The organism is Bradyrhizobium sp. CCBAU 25338, assembly GCF_028128965.1.
In the GTDB taxonomy this organism is placed as follows: Bacteria; Pseudomonadota; Alphaproteobacteria; order Rhizobiales; family Xanthobacteraceae; genus Bradyrhizobium; species Bradyrhizobium liaoningense.
In genome coordinates, this window is the sequence record NZ_LFKY01000002.1 from 70,095 (window position 1) to 86,630 (window position 16,536).

Sequence of the window (16,536 nt, forward strand, 5' to 3'; positions counted from 1 at the left end):
GTTCAGCTGACGGCCGCCTCAAGGACAAGTGCGACACTGCGCGTGCGAATAGACCGGCAGCTGCGACAAGGCATCCGGTTTGCAAAGGCGCGTTGGCTGAACGGTCAGGCCGCAGATTGGACAAAGGAACGTGTAAAGCTCGATGGAACCGCTCAAGTCGATCATCGCCAAAGTTGCCAGCGGCGCCACTCTGACGCGTGAAGAGGCTGCGTCAGCGTTCGACAGCATGCTGACGGGTGACGCAACTCCCTCGCAAATCGGTGGCTTGTTGATTGGGATGAGGGTCCGCGGCGAGACAGTCGAAGAAGTCACCGGCGCCGCATCCGCAATGCGAAATATAATGCCCAAGGTGGAAATGCGATGCGACCCCATCGATATCACTGGCACGAGCGATACCGCTATGTGTTCGCTCAACGTATCGACGTGCGCCTCTTTCATCGTCGCCGGGGTCGGCGTTCCCGTCGCCAAGAATGTCAGCCCCGCTGCATCCTTGCGCTCGAGCATCGCAGACGTGTTGGGGCGCCTCGGCGTAAAGGTCGATCTCAAGCCTGACGCGATTGCACGTTGTGTGCACGAAGCCGACATTGGCTTCATGTTTGCGTCAGCCGGCTATCCTGCGATGCAGCGTATCAGCCAGATCCGGAGCGTGCTTGGAACCCACACGATGTTCAACCTGATCGAGGCCCTGTCCAATCCGGCCGGGGTCAAGCGGCAGATCCTTGGAGTGTTCACTCCCGAATGGGTGCAGCCTCTGGCGTACGTCTTGAACAACCTGGGCGCCGATTCGGTATGGGTTGTTCATGGCTCGGACGGGCTCGACGAAATATCCCTCACCGGGACAAGCTTCGTTGCTGCGGTTGAGGCCGGTACAGTCCGCACGTTCGAAGTGACGCCGGAAGAAGCCGGGCTCCCCCGCTACCGCGCGGATGCGTTGGAGAACTGTGATGTTGAGGCTCGCGCCGCTGCGTTACAAAAAGTGCTTGATGGCTTGCCAGGACGTTTTCGTGATGCCGCACTTTTGAACGCGGCGGCGGCACTGGTCGTGGCCGGGCGTGCCTCGAACCTACAGGAAGGCGTGGCACTTGGACAAGAATCACTTGATCGCGGCGCGGCAGCCGCCCGGTTGAATCGCTTGATCGCGGTTTCAAACGCCTGAGAACCGAGTTGGCTGATGCTCGATCAATGCCGTCAAGAGTGCAACTTACGCGCGCGAAAATATTGCAGCCGCAATACGCGTCAGTTCTGCGGAATTTGAGTGAGCGCCACCGGCTAAGTCTTTGTCAAAACAACTCGCCTGAGCACGTGACCCGACAGCCCCCCCTTCATCTACTAGAGGCTGTTCGAGGCCAGGTCGCTGAGGTGAGGACTCGCGCCGCAACGTGCGTTGCGCGCCAAAGGAGATAATCGGTGATGCCTTGGCAAAGGACTGAAACACTCGGAACGATCGCAACGATAGAGCACATCATTCGGAAGTTTCGGGAATTGATCGATACAGATAGCTCGATCCCGCCAGAGCTGCGGCGTGCGCTGCACGAGACCCTAGATGAGCATCTTCTCGAGGCAAAACAGCGTGTTCTCCTGAGAGCGCATTAGGCGCGCCGATTCCGTCTACATTTACGCAGACGCTTAAAACATGCCGCCAACCGGGCTTCGATCTGCTCGCTCGTCCAGCGGTGGCTAATCGAGATTGCTAAGCGCCGCGACTCTCGCCCTTCTCAGACCGACCGACGATGGTGATTCCCGCATACGCCCCGTGAGCAACTCAAACTTTCGTCGGAAGTCAGCGACCAACGTGCGTTGGACACGCCGCCGGGCATTCGTCGAATCTCTCATCAAAGGCCTCACAGGGCTACAGCCCAGCCCAACCAGGGCAGCGCTGACATGCTTGCGACAGCCCCTTGGCGGGCTGCTTGGGCCAGCGTGAGCTTGGCCACTTTCCCGTAGACCGACGGAAAAGGCTTGAATCTGACGTAGCGTTAAATCGTAGGCTCCTGGGGTGACACCCATCTGGGTGTTGAAGGACTTCGAATGCCTCAGCTGGTCAGATCCGCGGACCGATGGCCGCTCATGCTCCTCATTCTCTATAACCCGTCGCTCGGGAGGGCTGTGCAGCGAGGTGCGGCGGCAGAGCTCGCACGTAGCCATAAATGGTTCGGCATTTCTGATCCGAACCATGCGGCTGTCGACGACCGCTCCGCGCCGATAAGGTCAGCATTTGTCGGCGTGGAACTCTATCCTACGGCCCTAGGTGGCGCTGCTTTGCTAACAAGCCCCTCGTCTCGCGCAGCAACGCAAAAATCAGTTTGCCGAACCCACTACTTTCAAAAGCCTTCCCGCACCTGGCAAGGCATTTCGATCGCGCAAGGTGTGCCAGATCGTGAGCCGGCGCAGGTTTTCGAGGAGTGACCCGCGCGTGTGACTTCGCGCAACCAGCGCGGCACCGAAGACATTGCTTGGCATGCTGGAGCAGAACGTTGAAAGACCCGGACGGCCTTAAGAAGGTCCTGTTAATTGATCATATTGAAGGCCAGTGCCGTTACATCATCGGCTTCAAGGATAAAGATATGAGAGCGGCCTATATGTGCGGCGAGCCCGTATATCAAAGGCGCGGCAAGAAAACCTCTTCGTGGTGCGCCTATCATTACCGACAGATGCACACGAGCGCAGCAGAGCAGAGCGAAGTGAGTGATCGATCGGCAGATCTGCCTCGAGCGATATCCGTCCGTCGCACCCCATGACAGCCATCAAGAGCCGGGTTCTGCCAAGACGCTGTGATCATAGCGTGTACAAGGGGCAACCGAAGCATATCACCCGGGCATCGCCAGGATCCGGGCTTCCATTGAAGCGCGTCGGCGCAGACATAATGTGCGGACCTGATACACATGAATAGCCGACTGGATTGCTCGACCCTGGTCGAGCGACAAAATACGTATACTCTCGACAAGACCGTAATCCATTTCGACCGGAAGACGCCCAGCTATGTCGTCAGTCGACACATAGAGCGGGCCTCTCGTACCTTCGAAAGCCGCTTTGGTGTCCAGAGAGGAGACCGACCCGAGATTCCCAGCGTCGCCGGGGACATTGAATGCTACGACACCGATGGAACTTTTCCGCTTCACGGCGGCAACACAACACTCGACTATTTCAAGCGAAAATATCCATATAGCAAGAATAGAGCGAGCGCTTACGGAATATCCAGCTGCAGCCGAATGCAGCTGGTCGGTCGAGCCGATGCGCGCTGGGAAGAAGCACCGGGCGGTTATGTGACCAAGCAACGGGGCGGCAGGATCGAGGAAGCGCTGATCGCACCTATTAGGTCACAACCAATTCTAGTGTCCCCCGCGACATCATTTCACGCGAACGGCTCCGAACACCGCGCTAGGCGACGTAAAGCTCGTCTGAAGCGACTTGCCACGCGACCAAGCTGTCAAGCGAAATCTGCAGATCGGAAACAAGCCGTTCTCTCGCGCTACATCGTAGGTGACTCGAGACGGCGCAAAAACCTCTCCTCTCTCAGAGCCTCACCACGGCATGGCAAAGACATCATGGTTGTCATGCGATCCCATCCTGATCACGTCCAGATACCCGGAGTCGAGAATGCCGCGAATCATAATTATGAATGCCGGTACGCCTCAGATGTCCGGCGCCCATCTAACAAAAGCTCAACTTTCGCTGGCCGCCAACTCGGCATATCGTTCAGCGTGGTTTGCTCAGGAGGGCGACCTGATAGTCTCCCCGGTCGTCATCCCGGCGGATCTGCTATCCTTCATTGGCGGGACGCTCGATTTCGATGTATCGAGTCTTCGCCTGCTTGTACCTGCGAGCCGCCAATCGACGATCCTCGATGACTGTACGTTGCTGTCCAAGACTGTTGTCGAGCGAATCAAAAGACATCTTCGTCAGAAATCAGCCTGGCGATTGTATCCCTGCTACCCGACCGAAGGCGTCGCACGCCTGGCGGCCATGCTAGGCATACCGAACACCGGTGACGAGTTCGCTTTGCAGCGCGGGCCTGATCTGTTGAATCGCAAGAGCCACTTCCGCCAATTGGCAACCAGCGTCGCACTTCCGCTCCCTCATGGGTCGGTCGCGACAGACCCAAATGGACTATTCGAAGCCGTCACCTCCCTCAAATCCGAGACCGGCAGGGTCATTGTAAAGTTGGATAATGGAGCTGGTGGAGTCGGAAATGTCATCTTGACCAGCACTAAGAGCGATCCGCTACCTGGAGCCAGGGATACAAGGTGGATTTCGTGGCCGTCGTTTGATCCCGAAGCACTTTGGTCTGAGATGACAACAGCCTCGTGTAAGACGCTTGTCGTGGAATCGTACCACTTGGCCCAATCTTTGTTCTATCTCGAGTATGCAATCCAGGATGATGCATCAATCGCCTTTATCAATAGTGGAAGCATACGTCTGCGCAAAAGCACAGACCGATCCGAAAGAGCTCTGATCTGGACCGGGCTCGAGCTTCCTAGCGACCTGGAGAATGAGCAATGGTTGGCTGCCCAGGCGCATGCCTACCGATTTGTGGCACTAGCGCGCGACCTGGGATATCGCGGAATGATCAACATCGACGCCATTTTCGCTAAAGATGGACGGTTGCTGTTCAATGAAGCGAACGGCCGCTGGGGTGGCGGCTCGGTGTTACACGACATCGCCATTCGTCTGCTAGGCTTCGACTATTCCGGTTCCAACGTTGTTTTGTCAGTAAGAAATGTCCGATCACCATCCTTCCAAGCCGCGCATGATCGTTTCGTCAAAGACGGACTTATATTTGACCGCACCCGTAAGGAGGGCGTGATCCCGCTTGCCGCCGACGAAGAGGCTGGCACTGTGGAGTGTGTTGTGATTGCGCCCAACAGGCCCGCGGCCCACGATCAGCAACACCGACTGTTGAGGTCCTAGCAAACAAACCGTCAGCCGCTCAATTTGGCGCAGCTGCCCGGGGGTACACTATCGCGCACCGCCGACGCGCCCCCCGTGGTTTCACGCAGCGACGAAGATGGCCACAAGCACCTAGTAAGCTTTGGTCGGATGATGTGTCGTGGCCGTACAGAGATCAATGTTAGCCATCTCTTCCGACAAGAATTGTCCCAGACCTTACGAAGGTCAGTCTGACCACAAGATGGGAAAGCAATCTAATTCTCCGGAGAGCCGCCCGATTCTCAGAGAACCATATCAGGCGCCACCCTAAAGCCGAGCGGTAGGACCTTCGATGACCCGGCGGTTCGCGCCGCCGCGTTTCGAACAGAAGTACACGAGGGATCGGCGTTCCCCGCTCAACACCGGCCTTACCTCATGCCGCACCTTACATGTTGTGACAATCACGGCGCCAAATGGCGGTCGGAATACGTGTTGTTCGTACCCCGTTGGATATACCACGAATTCGCCGCCGTTGAAGTCTCTCGTTAGCTGCACAATCACCGAGTACTCGAAATCCGGATCGCTCTCCGCGTCCAAATGGATGCCGACAAAGGACCCCGGCGGCATACGATGCATTTGGCATCGGCGAACCACGTAATCTGAGGATGCTCCGAATATCCTGCTTAGCGCGAAGCTGCGGTCTTTACTTTCGAGTAGCTCCATGATCTGCCGTGCAGCTGTCCCACTCACGTTGCTAGGCGCGCGGCCCGGCGGGTCTACCCTCACGCGCTTGACAAAGACCCTGTGCAAGTCGCCGGCATCTCCCTCCCGCACTTCTTCTTCCGGGATATCAGCCTGCAGCTGATCGATCTTGGCCAAGTCGTCTTGCGTGAATAATATCTGCGGGGCGATCACGACCGTCCCTTTTACTAACAGCTCTACGCGGTACTTTGTCAGGACTTCTTCTGTAAGCAGACGGGATTTATCATTCATTACGCGCGCCATTCGAGCTCACTCCTTTGATTTTCGAAGCATGACTCCGGGTCCCGGTGCATTGACGCGAATGCTTGCTCCCAATGCTCGCCGTCGAACTCAGTTATTCTTATGCGCTCGATCGTCCTTCTATCTAGACATCGAACATTTACGCTGAACCCGGAGGGGCTCGACCTCGGCCTATAGAATGGCTTTACGCCACAAAGCCGGCAAAACGTGTGCCGAGCAATGTTCTTGTTGAACTGGTACGTAGTGAGGAATTCTTCACCGCACTCGATGCGTAGCTTATCGCCAGTTACGAGCAAGTGGACAAATCCAGACATTTGACAAATTGAGCAATTGCATCGAACTGCGGACAGCTCTCGGGGCGCACTGACGTGGAACTTGATAGAGCCACAATGACAACGCCCACGATGTTGGATCTCGGAGTGATCATCTCCCGTGCGCACGGCCATTCCGAGCAGATCGCGGCACCACTGGACGCTGAGCTCATAGGCTCGACCGAATTCATCCAAAAAGCGATCACTACTCCCAGCCGGCACGAGTTTACCAATCAGCCGGCCTGTCATGTCTCCGTGGTACCTCTCCGCAGGATCCTCTCCACCGACATGAACGCGAAAATACTCGAGATCGTCCGGCCGCGCCTTGAAGGTCTTTACCAGACTGGTCCACAGCGACTGGATCATATCCGCAGCATGGAGTTCAAACGCGACCATGTAGGCGCAACGAACCAGGGCGTCTTTCGATGACAATCCGGCATAGAGAGAATGCAGGTACTGCTTCGTCCTGTCGCTATAGTTGGGCAGTATTGCTCTGCCGAGTAGTTGCGAGGCATCCTTTCTCAAGAGGTTGGAGTGAAAGTATTCCGTCAAAAGAATATCGGGTAGCGCCGCCTTGCCGCCCTGGAGAATCCGGCCATGGCCGCCGGTCTCATCCCAGCAGATAAAATTGGCGACCACGCTGGTTAATTCAATGTCCCTCGCAAGATCCCGATTTTGATCCATCGCATCGAATATGAGATCCCTTTGGGACCCTGCCTGTAGGTACGGGAACGCCTGTGACATCGCCAGGTATTCAGGCAGCAGGCTGGCGACCTGATCTTGGGACATCTGCGAAGCGAACGGATGCGGACCGAACAAGGCTTGCGCTTGCTCGGTCAAGTACTCGCAGGATATCCTCGGAGGCTGATCCGGTGCAAATTGAGACGCTCGAGATGTCATTTGACCCTTGCAGATGAGAAGCGAACCGGTCGTTGACGAAGCAACTCCGTATTCGGGCCCACTATTAACCGTCCTGAGTTCATTGACTTCGAAGGGCCTATGACTGCGTTCACCTTTCTGGCGGACTTTCGTATTTTCCTTGGCGGGGCAGACAGCGGCATGCTCTGTCCCGCTCATGCACATCGAAGGGAATGCGTTCATTGATGGAGCGGCGAGGATCCGTTGGTTTCCGGTCCACCAGCAATCCGATGCGGCAATGCCAGCCACGGCCAGCATGCGCGTGGAGGCTCATCGTGGATACTTCGCCGCCCACGCCATGCTGAGGCTAATGTCGCGTGCGCGAGTAGCGCATCTGCTCGCTCGGCGAGCTTGCAGCTTTCGCGATCCGGGGCGAATGAGCCAAGCCCTCGCGGTTGCTGCTGCCATTTCATCGAAGCGCTGTCAGCTTGGTACAGCATTGCAAATCCAATTTGTACCTACCGAGCTCATATGGCCTCCGGTCTCTGGTGGGTCGGGTTCGCGATCACCACCTCTTAGTTGTTACTGGCTCACAGCAATCATCATGCCAACCCTCGAATTCGGTTCGCAAGAGTCCGAAGAGGTTGCTATACGCTCGTGACCTCTCCTCATTGCAAGTGCATGCACTTGAGAGGCTGCGCACCGCCGTTAGGAACCAAACAGCGAACGGCCAGCAGCCGTTCACATGCGTACGGGGCTGCTGAACCGTGGAGATTGCCTCGAGTGCGCCGCATAGATTGGCTTTGCGCCCTAAAGCCAGCGACAGCGCTTTTGGCGCGCACAGCGCTGCGCTAGTATGGTGACGAGGGTCGCTGACGTATTCCGTCTTCGCTCGCGATCGTTAAAGGGGAAGCAGTGGCCTTCGCCGTCGAACACGACCGAACGGAGGATCTGGAATATGCCCAGGCACGTTTGGCCGTATCCCGACAAACCCGTGCGATTCCGGGCATCGACCGTAACCATAGCGTCGTCTACGGACCATGCGGCCCCGGTTGATCGCGAGATCGACGGACGCCATAGCAGACTCTCTTGGCAGCTGGTCGAGATTCCTAGGTACATGTTGCGCGCTCATCGACACGGCGCGGCATTGATACATTCCTTGGAGCGTAACTGCTACGATTGCCTGGACTCTCCAGATCGAGCCTCACGAGCAAGCGCCGCAAGATCGGTTTCGAGCTTCGGTTGATGCGAGAAAATTGCGTCTATCAACGCCTGCGCCGGTTGCTCGGCGCACTCGACCAACGCCGCCTTCTCGGCCCGCGCAGAGGGAGCGAACACACGCTTGACGACAGTTGGCGAGCCCTTGAGCCCGCATTTGGAGATGTCTTCGATACCGGCATCTTGCGCGCTCCATTTCACGATTTGGGCACGCGCGGCACGTAAGGCATCCGGCATCGCGCCACGACGAATCTGATTCGTCGCCTCAAGCATGGTGATGAGGCAGGGCAATCTGGTGTGCAGAACCTGCACACCACCTTCCGAGCGTCGCTCAGCTTCTATTGTTTGATTGGTGACGTCCAGGGATCTGACCTTCGCAACGTAAGTTAGTTGGCCTACGCCCAGTCGCTTTGCGATGCCGGGACCGACCTGCGCAGTATCGCCGTCGATGGTCTGCTTTCCCGTGAAGATGAGGTTTGTCCGGCCATATTCCTTACCAATTTTCCGGATCGCTGTTGCAAGTGCATACGTTGTGGCCAGCGTATCGGATCCCGCAAAGCAGCGATCGGTGAGTAGGACGGCGCGATCAGCACCATAGGTCAGTGCCTTTCTCAAGGACTCCTCGGCCGATGGCGGTCCCATGGTAAGCACGGTAATTTCACCGCCGAACCGATCGCGCAGCTCCAGCGCGGCCTCGAGCGCGAAGAGGTCATATGGGTTGATGATGGTCGGCACTCCCTGACGCATGATTGTATTGGTTACGGGGTGCACGCGGATCTGCGCCGAGTCCGGCACTTGTTTGATGCAGACAACATTATGCACGGGGTTGCTCCTAAACTTGCGTCAGCTGCGAAGAGAACAGCAAGTGTTGTACCATCCCCGCGGTTTTGGACTCGGCTTGCGGTCACAAAGGCTCAAACCGGCTAATGCGTCTCTCTAGGCTGCTCTGCCGACGAACGAATGACGACACAAGTCAGGGCTCCGACACAGCGCTGTTCCGCAGCGCACGCCAGGCAAATGACGGCTGCTTGCGGATGACTGCCGCTAATCACCTGCGCGCATCAGACCGATCGAGGGTCAATAAGCATTTGGTTCGCTAATCCGGTTTGATTGAGCACCGGGATGATAGCTCTTCGTGACGAGCAACCGGCGGTTCGCGATTGTATGACCCGCAGGCGAGGCTCTCATGGCGCACGCTCCATCTCTGACCGAACAGATCAGCCCTCCTCGCGGTCGCAGCGCTCGCAGCCAGGTCGTCGCCGCGGACGGACCCATTCCCTTCAGATTGCATGGACTGGCTTAGGCGGATCGTCTTCACCTATCGATTTGGCGGTATCAGTTCCGACCGATGTGGTCGTTCAGAACCGCTTTATCTCGATTCCGTATTTCCTCAGCGCGTAGCCGATTTGGCGCGGGGTTAGTCCAAGTAGGCGCGCTGCCTTGGCCTGGACCCAGCCAGATTTTTCCATGGCCGCAATGACCCGCTCGCGATCGGCCATCCTCGCACCACCAACGAGAACCGTGCCAGGAGGTGCCAGTGAGGCCAGTTCGCAGCCAGACTGCGGCGGCGGGGTCGTTTCAGCTAGCGGAATGATAGGCTTTGCAGGCATCGGTTGCATCGGTGCCGCTTGGTCTGTTTTGCCGTGCGATGTGCTTTTCCACAGCATCGTGGAAAGGCACTGGTCTTGGCTGCATGCAAAGTCACTTCTCACAATCGATGATCCGGCACACAGCGTCGCTGTTCGCTCGATGCAGTTTTCGAGTTCGCGGACATTTCCCGGAAAGCCACAGCTCATCAGTACTTCGATCGCGCTCGCCTCCAGAGTGAGCGTACGGCCGTTCTCGCTGTTGAACTTTCTGAGGAACTCTCTGGCGAGCAGCGGAATATCACTGCGTCTTTCGCGCAGCGGCGGCAACAACAAGGGCACTACGCTAATACGATAATAGAGGTCCGCGCGGAACTCGCTCCTTGCCACGGCCTCTTCAAGGTTCCGGTTGGTCGCAGCTATAACTCGAACATCGACTTTAATCGTGTGATTGCTGCCGACGCGCTCGAACTCCTGCTCTTGCAGAACTCGCAGCAACTTCGCCTGGAACGGAGCTGAGATCTCGCCGATCTCGTCAAGAAATAGCGACCCTTTATCAGCAAGTTCGAAGCGCCCCTTGCGGGAGCTGACAGCACCGGTAAAGGCACCTTTCTCATGGCCAAACAATTCCGATTCCAGAACCGTCTCAGGGAGCGCCGCGCAATTCAGCTTAACGAACGGCCGCTTAGCACGGGCCGAGGACTCGTGAATGGCCTTGGCTACGAGCTCCTTGCCGGTGCCGGATTCGCCGCGCAGCAGAACCGTGCTGTTTGATCTGGCTACAACCGCAATCTTCTCGAGCAGCCCGCTCAGCGCCGGGCTGTCGCCAATGATCGCGTGGGCGTGAAGCTTTTTGCGCTCGCGAGCGGGCGGCCCACCGTCAACTATCTGCTTCTCTAGCCGGTCTTTGTCCACTAACAATGGCTCGCGATCGCTGGCGAACACGCGATGTAACTTTACTGCTTGTCCCACCAGGTTGGCGACCATGGTGAGCAGCCGCGTATCGTACTCGAGCCGGAGACCTGAACTATCTTCCGGGATACGGTCGATCGTCAGCGTGCCAACGACCCCCTGATCAATACGAATCGGAACCCCGATGAATGCTACCGGCATACTCTCGGAGGCGCCGAGAACCTCCCGGTCGGCAGCGCTGAAGGCCGGCTCGGCGGCTACGTTCTCGACGACAAGAGGCCTACCTGTCGTTACAATCTCGTCGATTGCTTTCTGCGGCAGGCAGCTCCGGTAACGCTCGCCAGTGCCTTCGCTCCAGCCGGCGCCGACTGTAATTTCTGGCATGCCGTCATCCCTGAACAGTGAGACGATGCCGTGTCGCATCGGCACAAACGATTGCAGAACAGCCAGGACGTTGGCCAAAGTGACTTCGAGCCGACCAGGAGCATTGAGTATGTTCGATATTTCGAAGATGCCGGTCAGCGCGCTCTCATGCGACGGCTCCCCCGGGGGCTTACGCTCCGGCTCCGGTTGCGAGGCAGGTCTTTTGCTTGAGGAAGGAATGTGCAGCATGAGCCTGTCTCCGTTGTCTTGATCATCCTCCCTGGAGCAATGTCCGGATTGGCGAGCTTCGTTTTGCATGTCACTCTCGATCTAGCGCCAAGTGTTGACGAGATGACATCGAACCGTGACACTTTTTCATGGCACGACAGTAAACTTGCGGTGTGCCTTCGATTCATTTTTTGTTGATTGTATGCGCGCCGTCAGCGGAGAACACGAGTGCGGTTGCTGCAGTTCAAGTCAGCCTCGCCGCCGCGCCGGCCGATTCACAGATGCTGCCCACCATTGATCGGCACCTCAGCACCCGTGACATAACTCGCCGCATCCGAGCACAGGAAGAAGATGACCTTGGCCACTTCATCCGGGGTCCCCACTCTGCGCAGCGGGATACTTGGAACGAGACGGGCTTCCGTCTCCGGCGATAGCATGTCGGTTTTGATTTCGCCGGGCGCGATCGCATTTACGCGAATGCCATGCGGCGCGTAGTCGTGGGCCAGTTCGCGTGTGAGGCTCGCAAGCGCAGCTTTCGAGGTCGCATACGCGCTACCGGCGAATGGGTGCACCCGCGAGCCCGCAATTGACGTCACATTCACGATCGATCCTGACGCGGCTCTTAGCTCATCAAACAAACCCTGCGCCAGCAGGATCGGAGCCACCAGATTAAGGTGAAAGACCCTCATCCAGGTATCGGTTGACGTGGTCAACGATGTCAGCCGATCGCCAGTGGGCGTTTTCGGCGAGACACCGGCATTGTTCACCAGCGCGTGCAAGGGCGCACCGGCCAAGCGTTTCTTGACCTCGGTGATCGCGCGCGGCAGCATTCGATGATCGCCCAGGTCGATCTGGAAGTGATCGTCATTCCCAGCCCCCCAGGGGCATCGCTCACCGTCGAACGGTTGGCGCGCGCAAGAAATGATGCGCCAGCCCGCCTCCGAGAATAGCTTGGCGGTGGCATGGCCAATTCCGCGCGATGCCCCGGTGAGCAACATCGCCTTCGGTTCACCACGATCAACATGCGCTTTATCAGCCTCAATGAGGCGATCCATATGTGCTTCGGGCAGCGGGCCTCTGATCAGTTTGTCATTTGGCAGATCGAGACCCACAGCCGCCTCCTCTACTGTTGCTCCCGCGCACCCGTAGCAGGATTTGCGCCACTGCGATGCACGTAAATCCACTTCCGTTTCGCGTCCTAATGTCGCGCACGCGGAATGCTTGGCGGATTCAAGACAGCGGCGGTGAGCTTTCCGACAGCGATGGTGAATTCGCTACGTAAGTTTGCGAGTACACTCGCCTCCTTCATGAAAGGGCGACCAGCCGCGTTCGCTCTCTTGATCGCGCAGCCGTACGAGCCTGCGGCTGGCCGGCACCTCTCGTCGAGGTCAAAGATCGCTCGGGAAAAACTGACGTACCAGGCTTGCACGTTAGATTCGGCAGGCGGTCGATTTTGATTTATCGCGCGATGCTCTGAGCAGCACTGGGATCGGGCGTGTCGGTTCCAAACACGAGCTGGCGTGCTGAAATGTTCATCCGTGATTGAGCGCCGATTAGCTTCCATTTGTGGCCCGCCCGAAAAGAAGACGACGACGTGCTCCTCCTTTGCTGAAGCAGCAGTTTAGGGCCGTTCTTGTCGAAGTCGCGCCTCAGCCGAGGGCATCCGACCCCCGCTTCGTTCTCTTCGCCGCTGGAAGTTCGCGGCAACTGCAACACGGGCAGAAAATCGTCGCAGGAAAGATCTTCCAGTACTCTTGGATGTACAGAGCGGCTGTCAGATCGATCCAGCCGGTCTGCGACTTTCATGAAGCCATGAGCTCTTGCGAGTCTTCCTCAATTAGGATCAAGCGGCCCGGATCGTTCAAATCGAATTCTATAACGCGTGGGGCGAAAAGACGCGCATAGCGCGTGAACGCGCTCGTTGGGGGAAAACGGATCACGGTGTCGCAGCGGGCTAGGAGATACATCTCGGTGAGTGCAGAAAAGCCACCTTCGGCTCCGAGAGCTGGATTGTGCAATGGGCCGGCTTGAGGCGCCTGGAACTGCTTTGGGATCGCGAAAACATCAGGGAATTTAGCCGAAACCTGCTCAAGGACGAGCGCGCTGTCCGTGCACAGGAACGCCCTCACAGGTTTTGCGTGGCGCAAGCCCCTGGCCTTATCAATGGCATTACAGACCTGCCGCAAGGCGCGCTCCGCGTCCGCCCAGTAAGGAGCATGCCCCATAATATCTTCGCCGTTGCCATGCCGGACATGAATGCCGATGACGCTGTACGGCTCAAAGTGCTCGCGGTAGATAGCATCAATCCGAGCCTGAATTTCAGGTCGCGGCTTGATACTCCGGAAGATTTCTCGTTCCGCCTCCTGATCGCAGCGCCACATCAGGCAGGCATCACAGACAACCGTGTTAGCGTCGCTATCTCTCTGACTTTGGAATAGTTGATCGAGTTGGTCGCGTTCCCGGAAAATCTGCTCGTCCGGGCGATAGACGCAATCGATAGATGGCTTATTCCACCATGCCGGAAAGAATGGGCCCGGAAACGAACGTTGATTGATGTCGTCATCGCAAATTATCTGCACACCTGCAATGTCATCAACCGGTTCGAAGAAAACTGGAAAGGCATTGGTGAATGGTTCATCAAGATAACAAGATCCCCGCCAATCAATGGCTAGCGTCCGTCCTGTCTGCTTTGCAAAACGCCAGGCTGCCGCCAGTGACCACAGACAGTCGCCGAACCCCGTACGTCGCCGGGACACGACGAACCGATCCTTCCTCAAATCGCTACCCATCTGCCTTGCCTTTTCGTGCGCTCCTGGTTGGACACGAGATGTCAACACAGACATCTCGGGCATCTTCTCGCCCGACGTCAGGGCCTGCGATCGCAGTACCGGCGAGCTGCGTCGGTAGAACTTCATAGCGGGGTTATCCGTGCTGAACCGCGTTCTCTCAATACTTTCCGTACTTTCTTCAGCGGTGTTGCATCGACCAGCCCGAAGTCCAGACGCCCAATGGCCCGCTGTGCATCGGATGGCCTGGTCCCCTCACATACACGCATAGGCATAGCCGTGCTCATGACTTACGGCTATGTTCCGCTTTGCACTTCATTGTGGCCGCAAGCCGCGCGCGGCGGATGCAGGCGAATGCACCGCCGTTCCCATACGAGCCGCAATTCCTTCACAAGATCTTCACGCTTGGCCTGGTCCAGCATGGCTGGTTCGAAAAGCCACCCGAGCGACGCCTCGCCCTCGATTCGCATCAACATCTCGAAAAGCTCAGGTGAGATACGCATACTCGAGTGGGCGGAATGTCCCGTGCGGATCTCGCAGACCGTGTCCTGACGATCTGGCGCTGTGTGGGAGCGAACACGATGAAGGGATGCATACGGCGGCAATGAAACGCCTAGCGCACTCCAATCCTCCAGTGATGTTGGTCGCTTCCTGACGAGGAACGGCCCAACAACAAGTCCGTCCAGGTCAGTCGTCAAGAACGTGGTGATCGCGTCCGACACGGACTGCACGATCGGTTCGGCATTGTTGTTAAATGAGGTATTTAGAAGAATCGGAATGCCCGTTCGCTTCTTGAACGCATTAATTACATCCCAGTAGGCGGGGTTTGTCTTGCGCGATACGGTCTGCAGCCGAGCCGTCCCATCAACGTGCGTGATCGCACCGAGCACGTTACGCTTGGCTTCACGCACACGAACCACGAAGTTCATGAAGGGGAGCTGCCACGCGCCGTCCGGGAGCTCAAAGAACTCGCTCGCATCTTCCTCCAGTACAGATGGCGCAAAGGGGCGATAGCCCTCCCGCTTCTTGACCATCGCGTTGATGCGGTCCTTGTTCTCCGCAGGACGCGGGTCGGCAAGAATGCTTCGGTTACCAAGCGCACGTGGGCCGAATTCAGAGCGGCCCTGAACCCAGCCGATTACAGCGCCATTTGCCATCAAGTCTGCCGCACTGGATGCTATGTCATCACTGCGTTGAATGTCGAGATGGCCTGACCATGCGTTGAGCTCAAGCTCTACGGCTTGCTCGTTCCCCAGATCGGGCCCCCAATAAACGTCCGGCAGTCGCACGCGCGGCGCTGGCCTACCTAGCTCATTTGATACCATTAATGCAGCGCCGAGTGCGCAACCAGCGTCGTGCGCCGCTGGTTGAACAAAGATGTCGTCAAATAGTCCGGAATAAAGCAGCTTACCATTGAGCGAGCAATTATGGGCCACCCCGCCAGCTAGGCACAAGCGTTTCATGCCTGTCGCTTCACGATGGTGCCGCAGGGTGTGAAGGACGATCCGCTCCAGTGCTTCCTGCAGCGACGCGCTGACATCTCGATGCTGTTGGGTGAATGGCATTCCCTTTCGCCGCACTTGGATGTTGCGGACCAGGGCCGGTCCGATTCGGTCCAGGTGAACGCGATAGCCACCGCTGTCCAACAGCTCGTAGAACTGGGCGAACAGTTCGCGATAGCGATCGGGATCACCATACGGTGCGAGCCCCATCACTTTGTATTCGTCGAACATCCCGTAGCCGAGATATCGGATCGTCTCAAGATAGAGCAGCCCCAAGGAGTTATGTTCCGGGAAACTTACAAGTTCCGCAATTTCGGTGCCAGACCCTACCGCCAATAAGCCTGAGAGAAAATCTCCACCTCCGTCGATCGCAAAGACGAGACTTTGCTCGAACCCGGACATGGCAAACGCGCTCACGGCATGTGCTTCGTGGTGATTCACGAAGGAAAGCCGGGACGAATCGATCTCAGCCCCGAACTCCCGTGCCAGCAGCTGCTGCAGCAACAGTTTGGCGTCCAACGGAACGGGCTGAGAAACAGAAAGGCGCTCGAGCATGGTTTTGCAGTAGGCTTCAGTCGCGTAGAACGCGATACGGTCGATGTCCCCGAGCTCGACTCCTGCGGTAGAAAGGCAGTACCGGATCGAATTGCTAGGGAACTTGTTGGAGTGCTTGATGCGGTTGAGGCGCTCCTCTTCGACAGCAGCAATTACGCGGCCATCCTGCACAAGAACCGCAGCGCCATCGTGAAGAAGTGTATTCGGCAGCTCCGGAGAGCTTTCATAGATTCTGTCAAGGCCGCCACTCAGTCCCAGGCACAACATTGCGTTCTCCAACTAGCCATGGCGGGAAGGCCAAACTGCACCGTCCCACCGATCTAACCTGTACTGTCACGCTCCGCAGGTG

At 57.4% G+C, this 16,536-nt stretch carries 11 protein-coding genes; 3 read left to right on the plus strand and 8 right to left on the minus strand.

What is annotated here, in order from left to right; translation table 11 throughout:
* Positions 1 to 142: 142 nt before the first annotated feature.
* The 3 genes from trpD to ACM42_RS01930 all read left to right on the plus strand — a co-directional run bounded on the left by trpD (position 143) and on the right by ACM42_RS01930 (position 4,908).
* Positions 143 to 1,156 carry an anthranilate phosphoribosyltransferase gene (gene trpD / locus ACM42_RS01920; protein ID WP_271526434.1) on the plus strand — a complete coding sequence of 338 codons (1,014 nt, stop codon included), beginning with the start codon at positions 143 to 145 and terminating at the stop codon, positions 1,154 to 1,156.
* Positions 1,157 to 2,474: 1,318 nt separating this feature from the next.
* The gene (locus ACM42_RS01925; protein WP_271526435.1) at positions 2,475 to 2,738 is read left to right on the plus strand and encodes a hypothetical protein; all 264 of its coding nucleotides are present in this window, start codon (positions 2,475 to 2,477) and stop codon (positions 2,736 to 2,738) included.
* A gap of 859 nt (positions 2,739 to 3,597) precedes the next feature.
* Entirely contained in the window at positions 3,598 to 4,908 is a 1,311-nt protein-coding gene (locus ACM42_RS01930; protein ID WP_271526436.1) for a peptide ligase PGM1-related protein, read from the plus strand.
* 285 nt (positions 4,909 to 5,193) lie between these two features.
* Here the strand turns inward: ACM42_RS01930 and ACM42_RS01935 are convergent, their stop codons facing one another.
* The 8 genes from ACM42_RS01935 to ACM42_RS01970 all read right to left on the minus strand — a co-directional run bounded on the left by ACM42_RS01935 (position 5,194) and on the right by ACM42_RS01970 (position 16,454).
* Positions 5,194 to 5,859, minus strand: coding sequence for a 2OG-Fe(II) oxygenase (locus ACM42_RS01935; protein ID WP_271526437.1), 666 nt, complete (start codon positions 5,857 to 5,859; stop codon positions 5,194 to 5,196).
* Positions 5,859 to 7,019: a GFA family protein gene (locus tag ACM42_RS01940; protein ID WP_271526438.1), complete on the minus strand. Its 1,161-nt coding sequence runs from the start codon at positions 7,017 to 7,019 to the stop codon at positions 5,859 to 5,861. The genes ACM42_RS01935 and ACM42_RS01940 overlap by 1 nt, the downstream gene beginning before the upstream one ends.
* Positions 7,020 to 8,210: 1,191 nt before the next feature.
* Entirely contained in the window at positions 8,211 to 9,077 is an 867-nt protein-coding gene (locus tag ACM42_RS01945) for an electron transfer flavoprotein subunit beta/FixA family protein (RefSeq protein WP_271526439.1), read from the minus strand.
* Between the two features lie 536 nt (positions 9,078 to 9,613).
* Positions 9,614 to 11,434 carry a nif-specific transcriptional activator NifA gene (gene nifA, locus ACM42_RS01950; protein ID WP_271526440.1) on the minus strand — a complete coding sequence of 607 codons (1,821 nt, stop codon included), beginning with the start codon at positions 11,432 to 11,434 and terminating at the stop codon, positions 9,614 to 9,616.
* A 185-nt stretch (positions 11,435 to 11,619) separates the two neighbouring features.
* Positions 11,620 to 12,456, minus strand: a complete 837-nt coding sequence (locus ACM42_RS01955; RefSeq protein ID WP_128948437.1) for an SDR family NAD(P)-dependent oxidoreductase — start codon at positions 12,454 to 12,456, stop codon at positions 11,620 to 11,622.
* A 346-nt stretch (positions 12,457 to 12,802) separates the two neighbouring features.
* Positions 12,803 to 13,150, minus strand: a complete 348-nt coding sequence (locus ACM42_RS01960) for a hypothetical protein (protein ID WP_271526441.1) — start codon at positions 13,148 to 13,150, stop codon at positions 12,803 to 12,805.
* Positions 13,147 to 14,259, minus strand: a complete 1,113-nt coding sequence (locus ACM42_RS01965) for a nodulation protein NodZ (RefSeq protein ID WP_271526442.1) — start codon at positions 14,257 to 14,259, stop codon at positions 13,147 to 13,149. The genes ACM42_RS01960 and ACM42_RS01965 overlap by 4 nt, the downstream gene beginning before the upstream one ends.
* Positions 14,260 to 14,426: 167 nt before the next feature.
* Positions 14,427 to 16,454 carry a carbamoyltransferase family protein gene (locus ACM42_RS01970; protein ID WP_271526443.1) on the minus strand — a complete coding sequence of 676 codons (2,028 nt, stop codon included), beginning with the start codon at positions 16,452 to 16,454 and terminating at the stop codon, positions 14,427 to 14,429.
* Between the last annotated feature and the right edge of the window lie 82 nt (positions 16,455 to 16,536).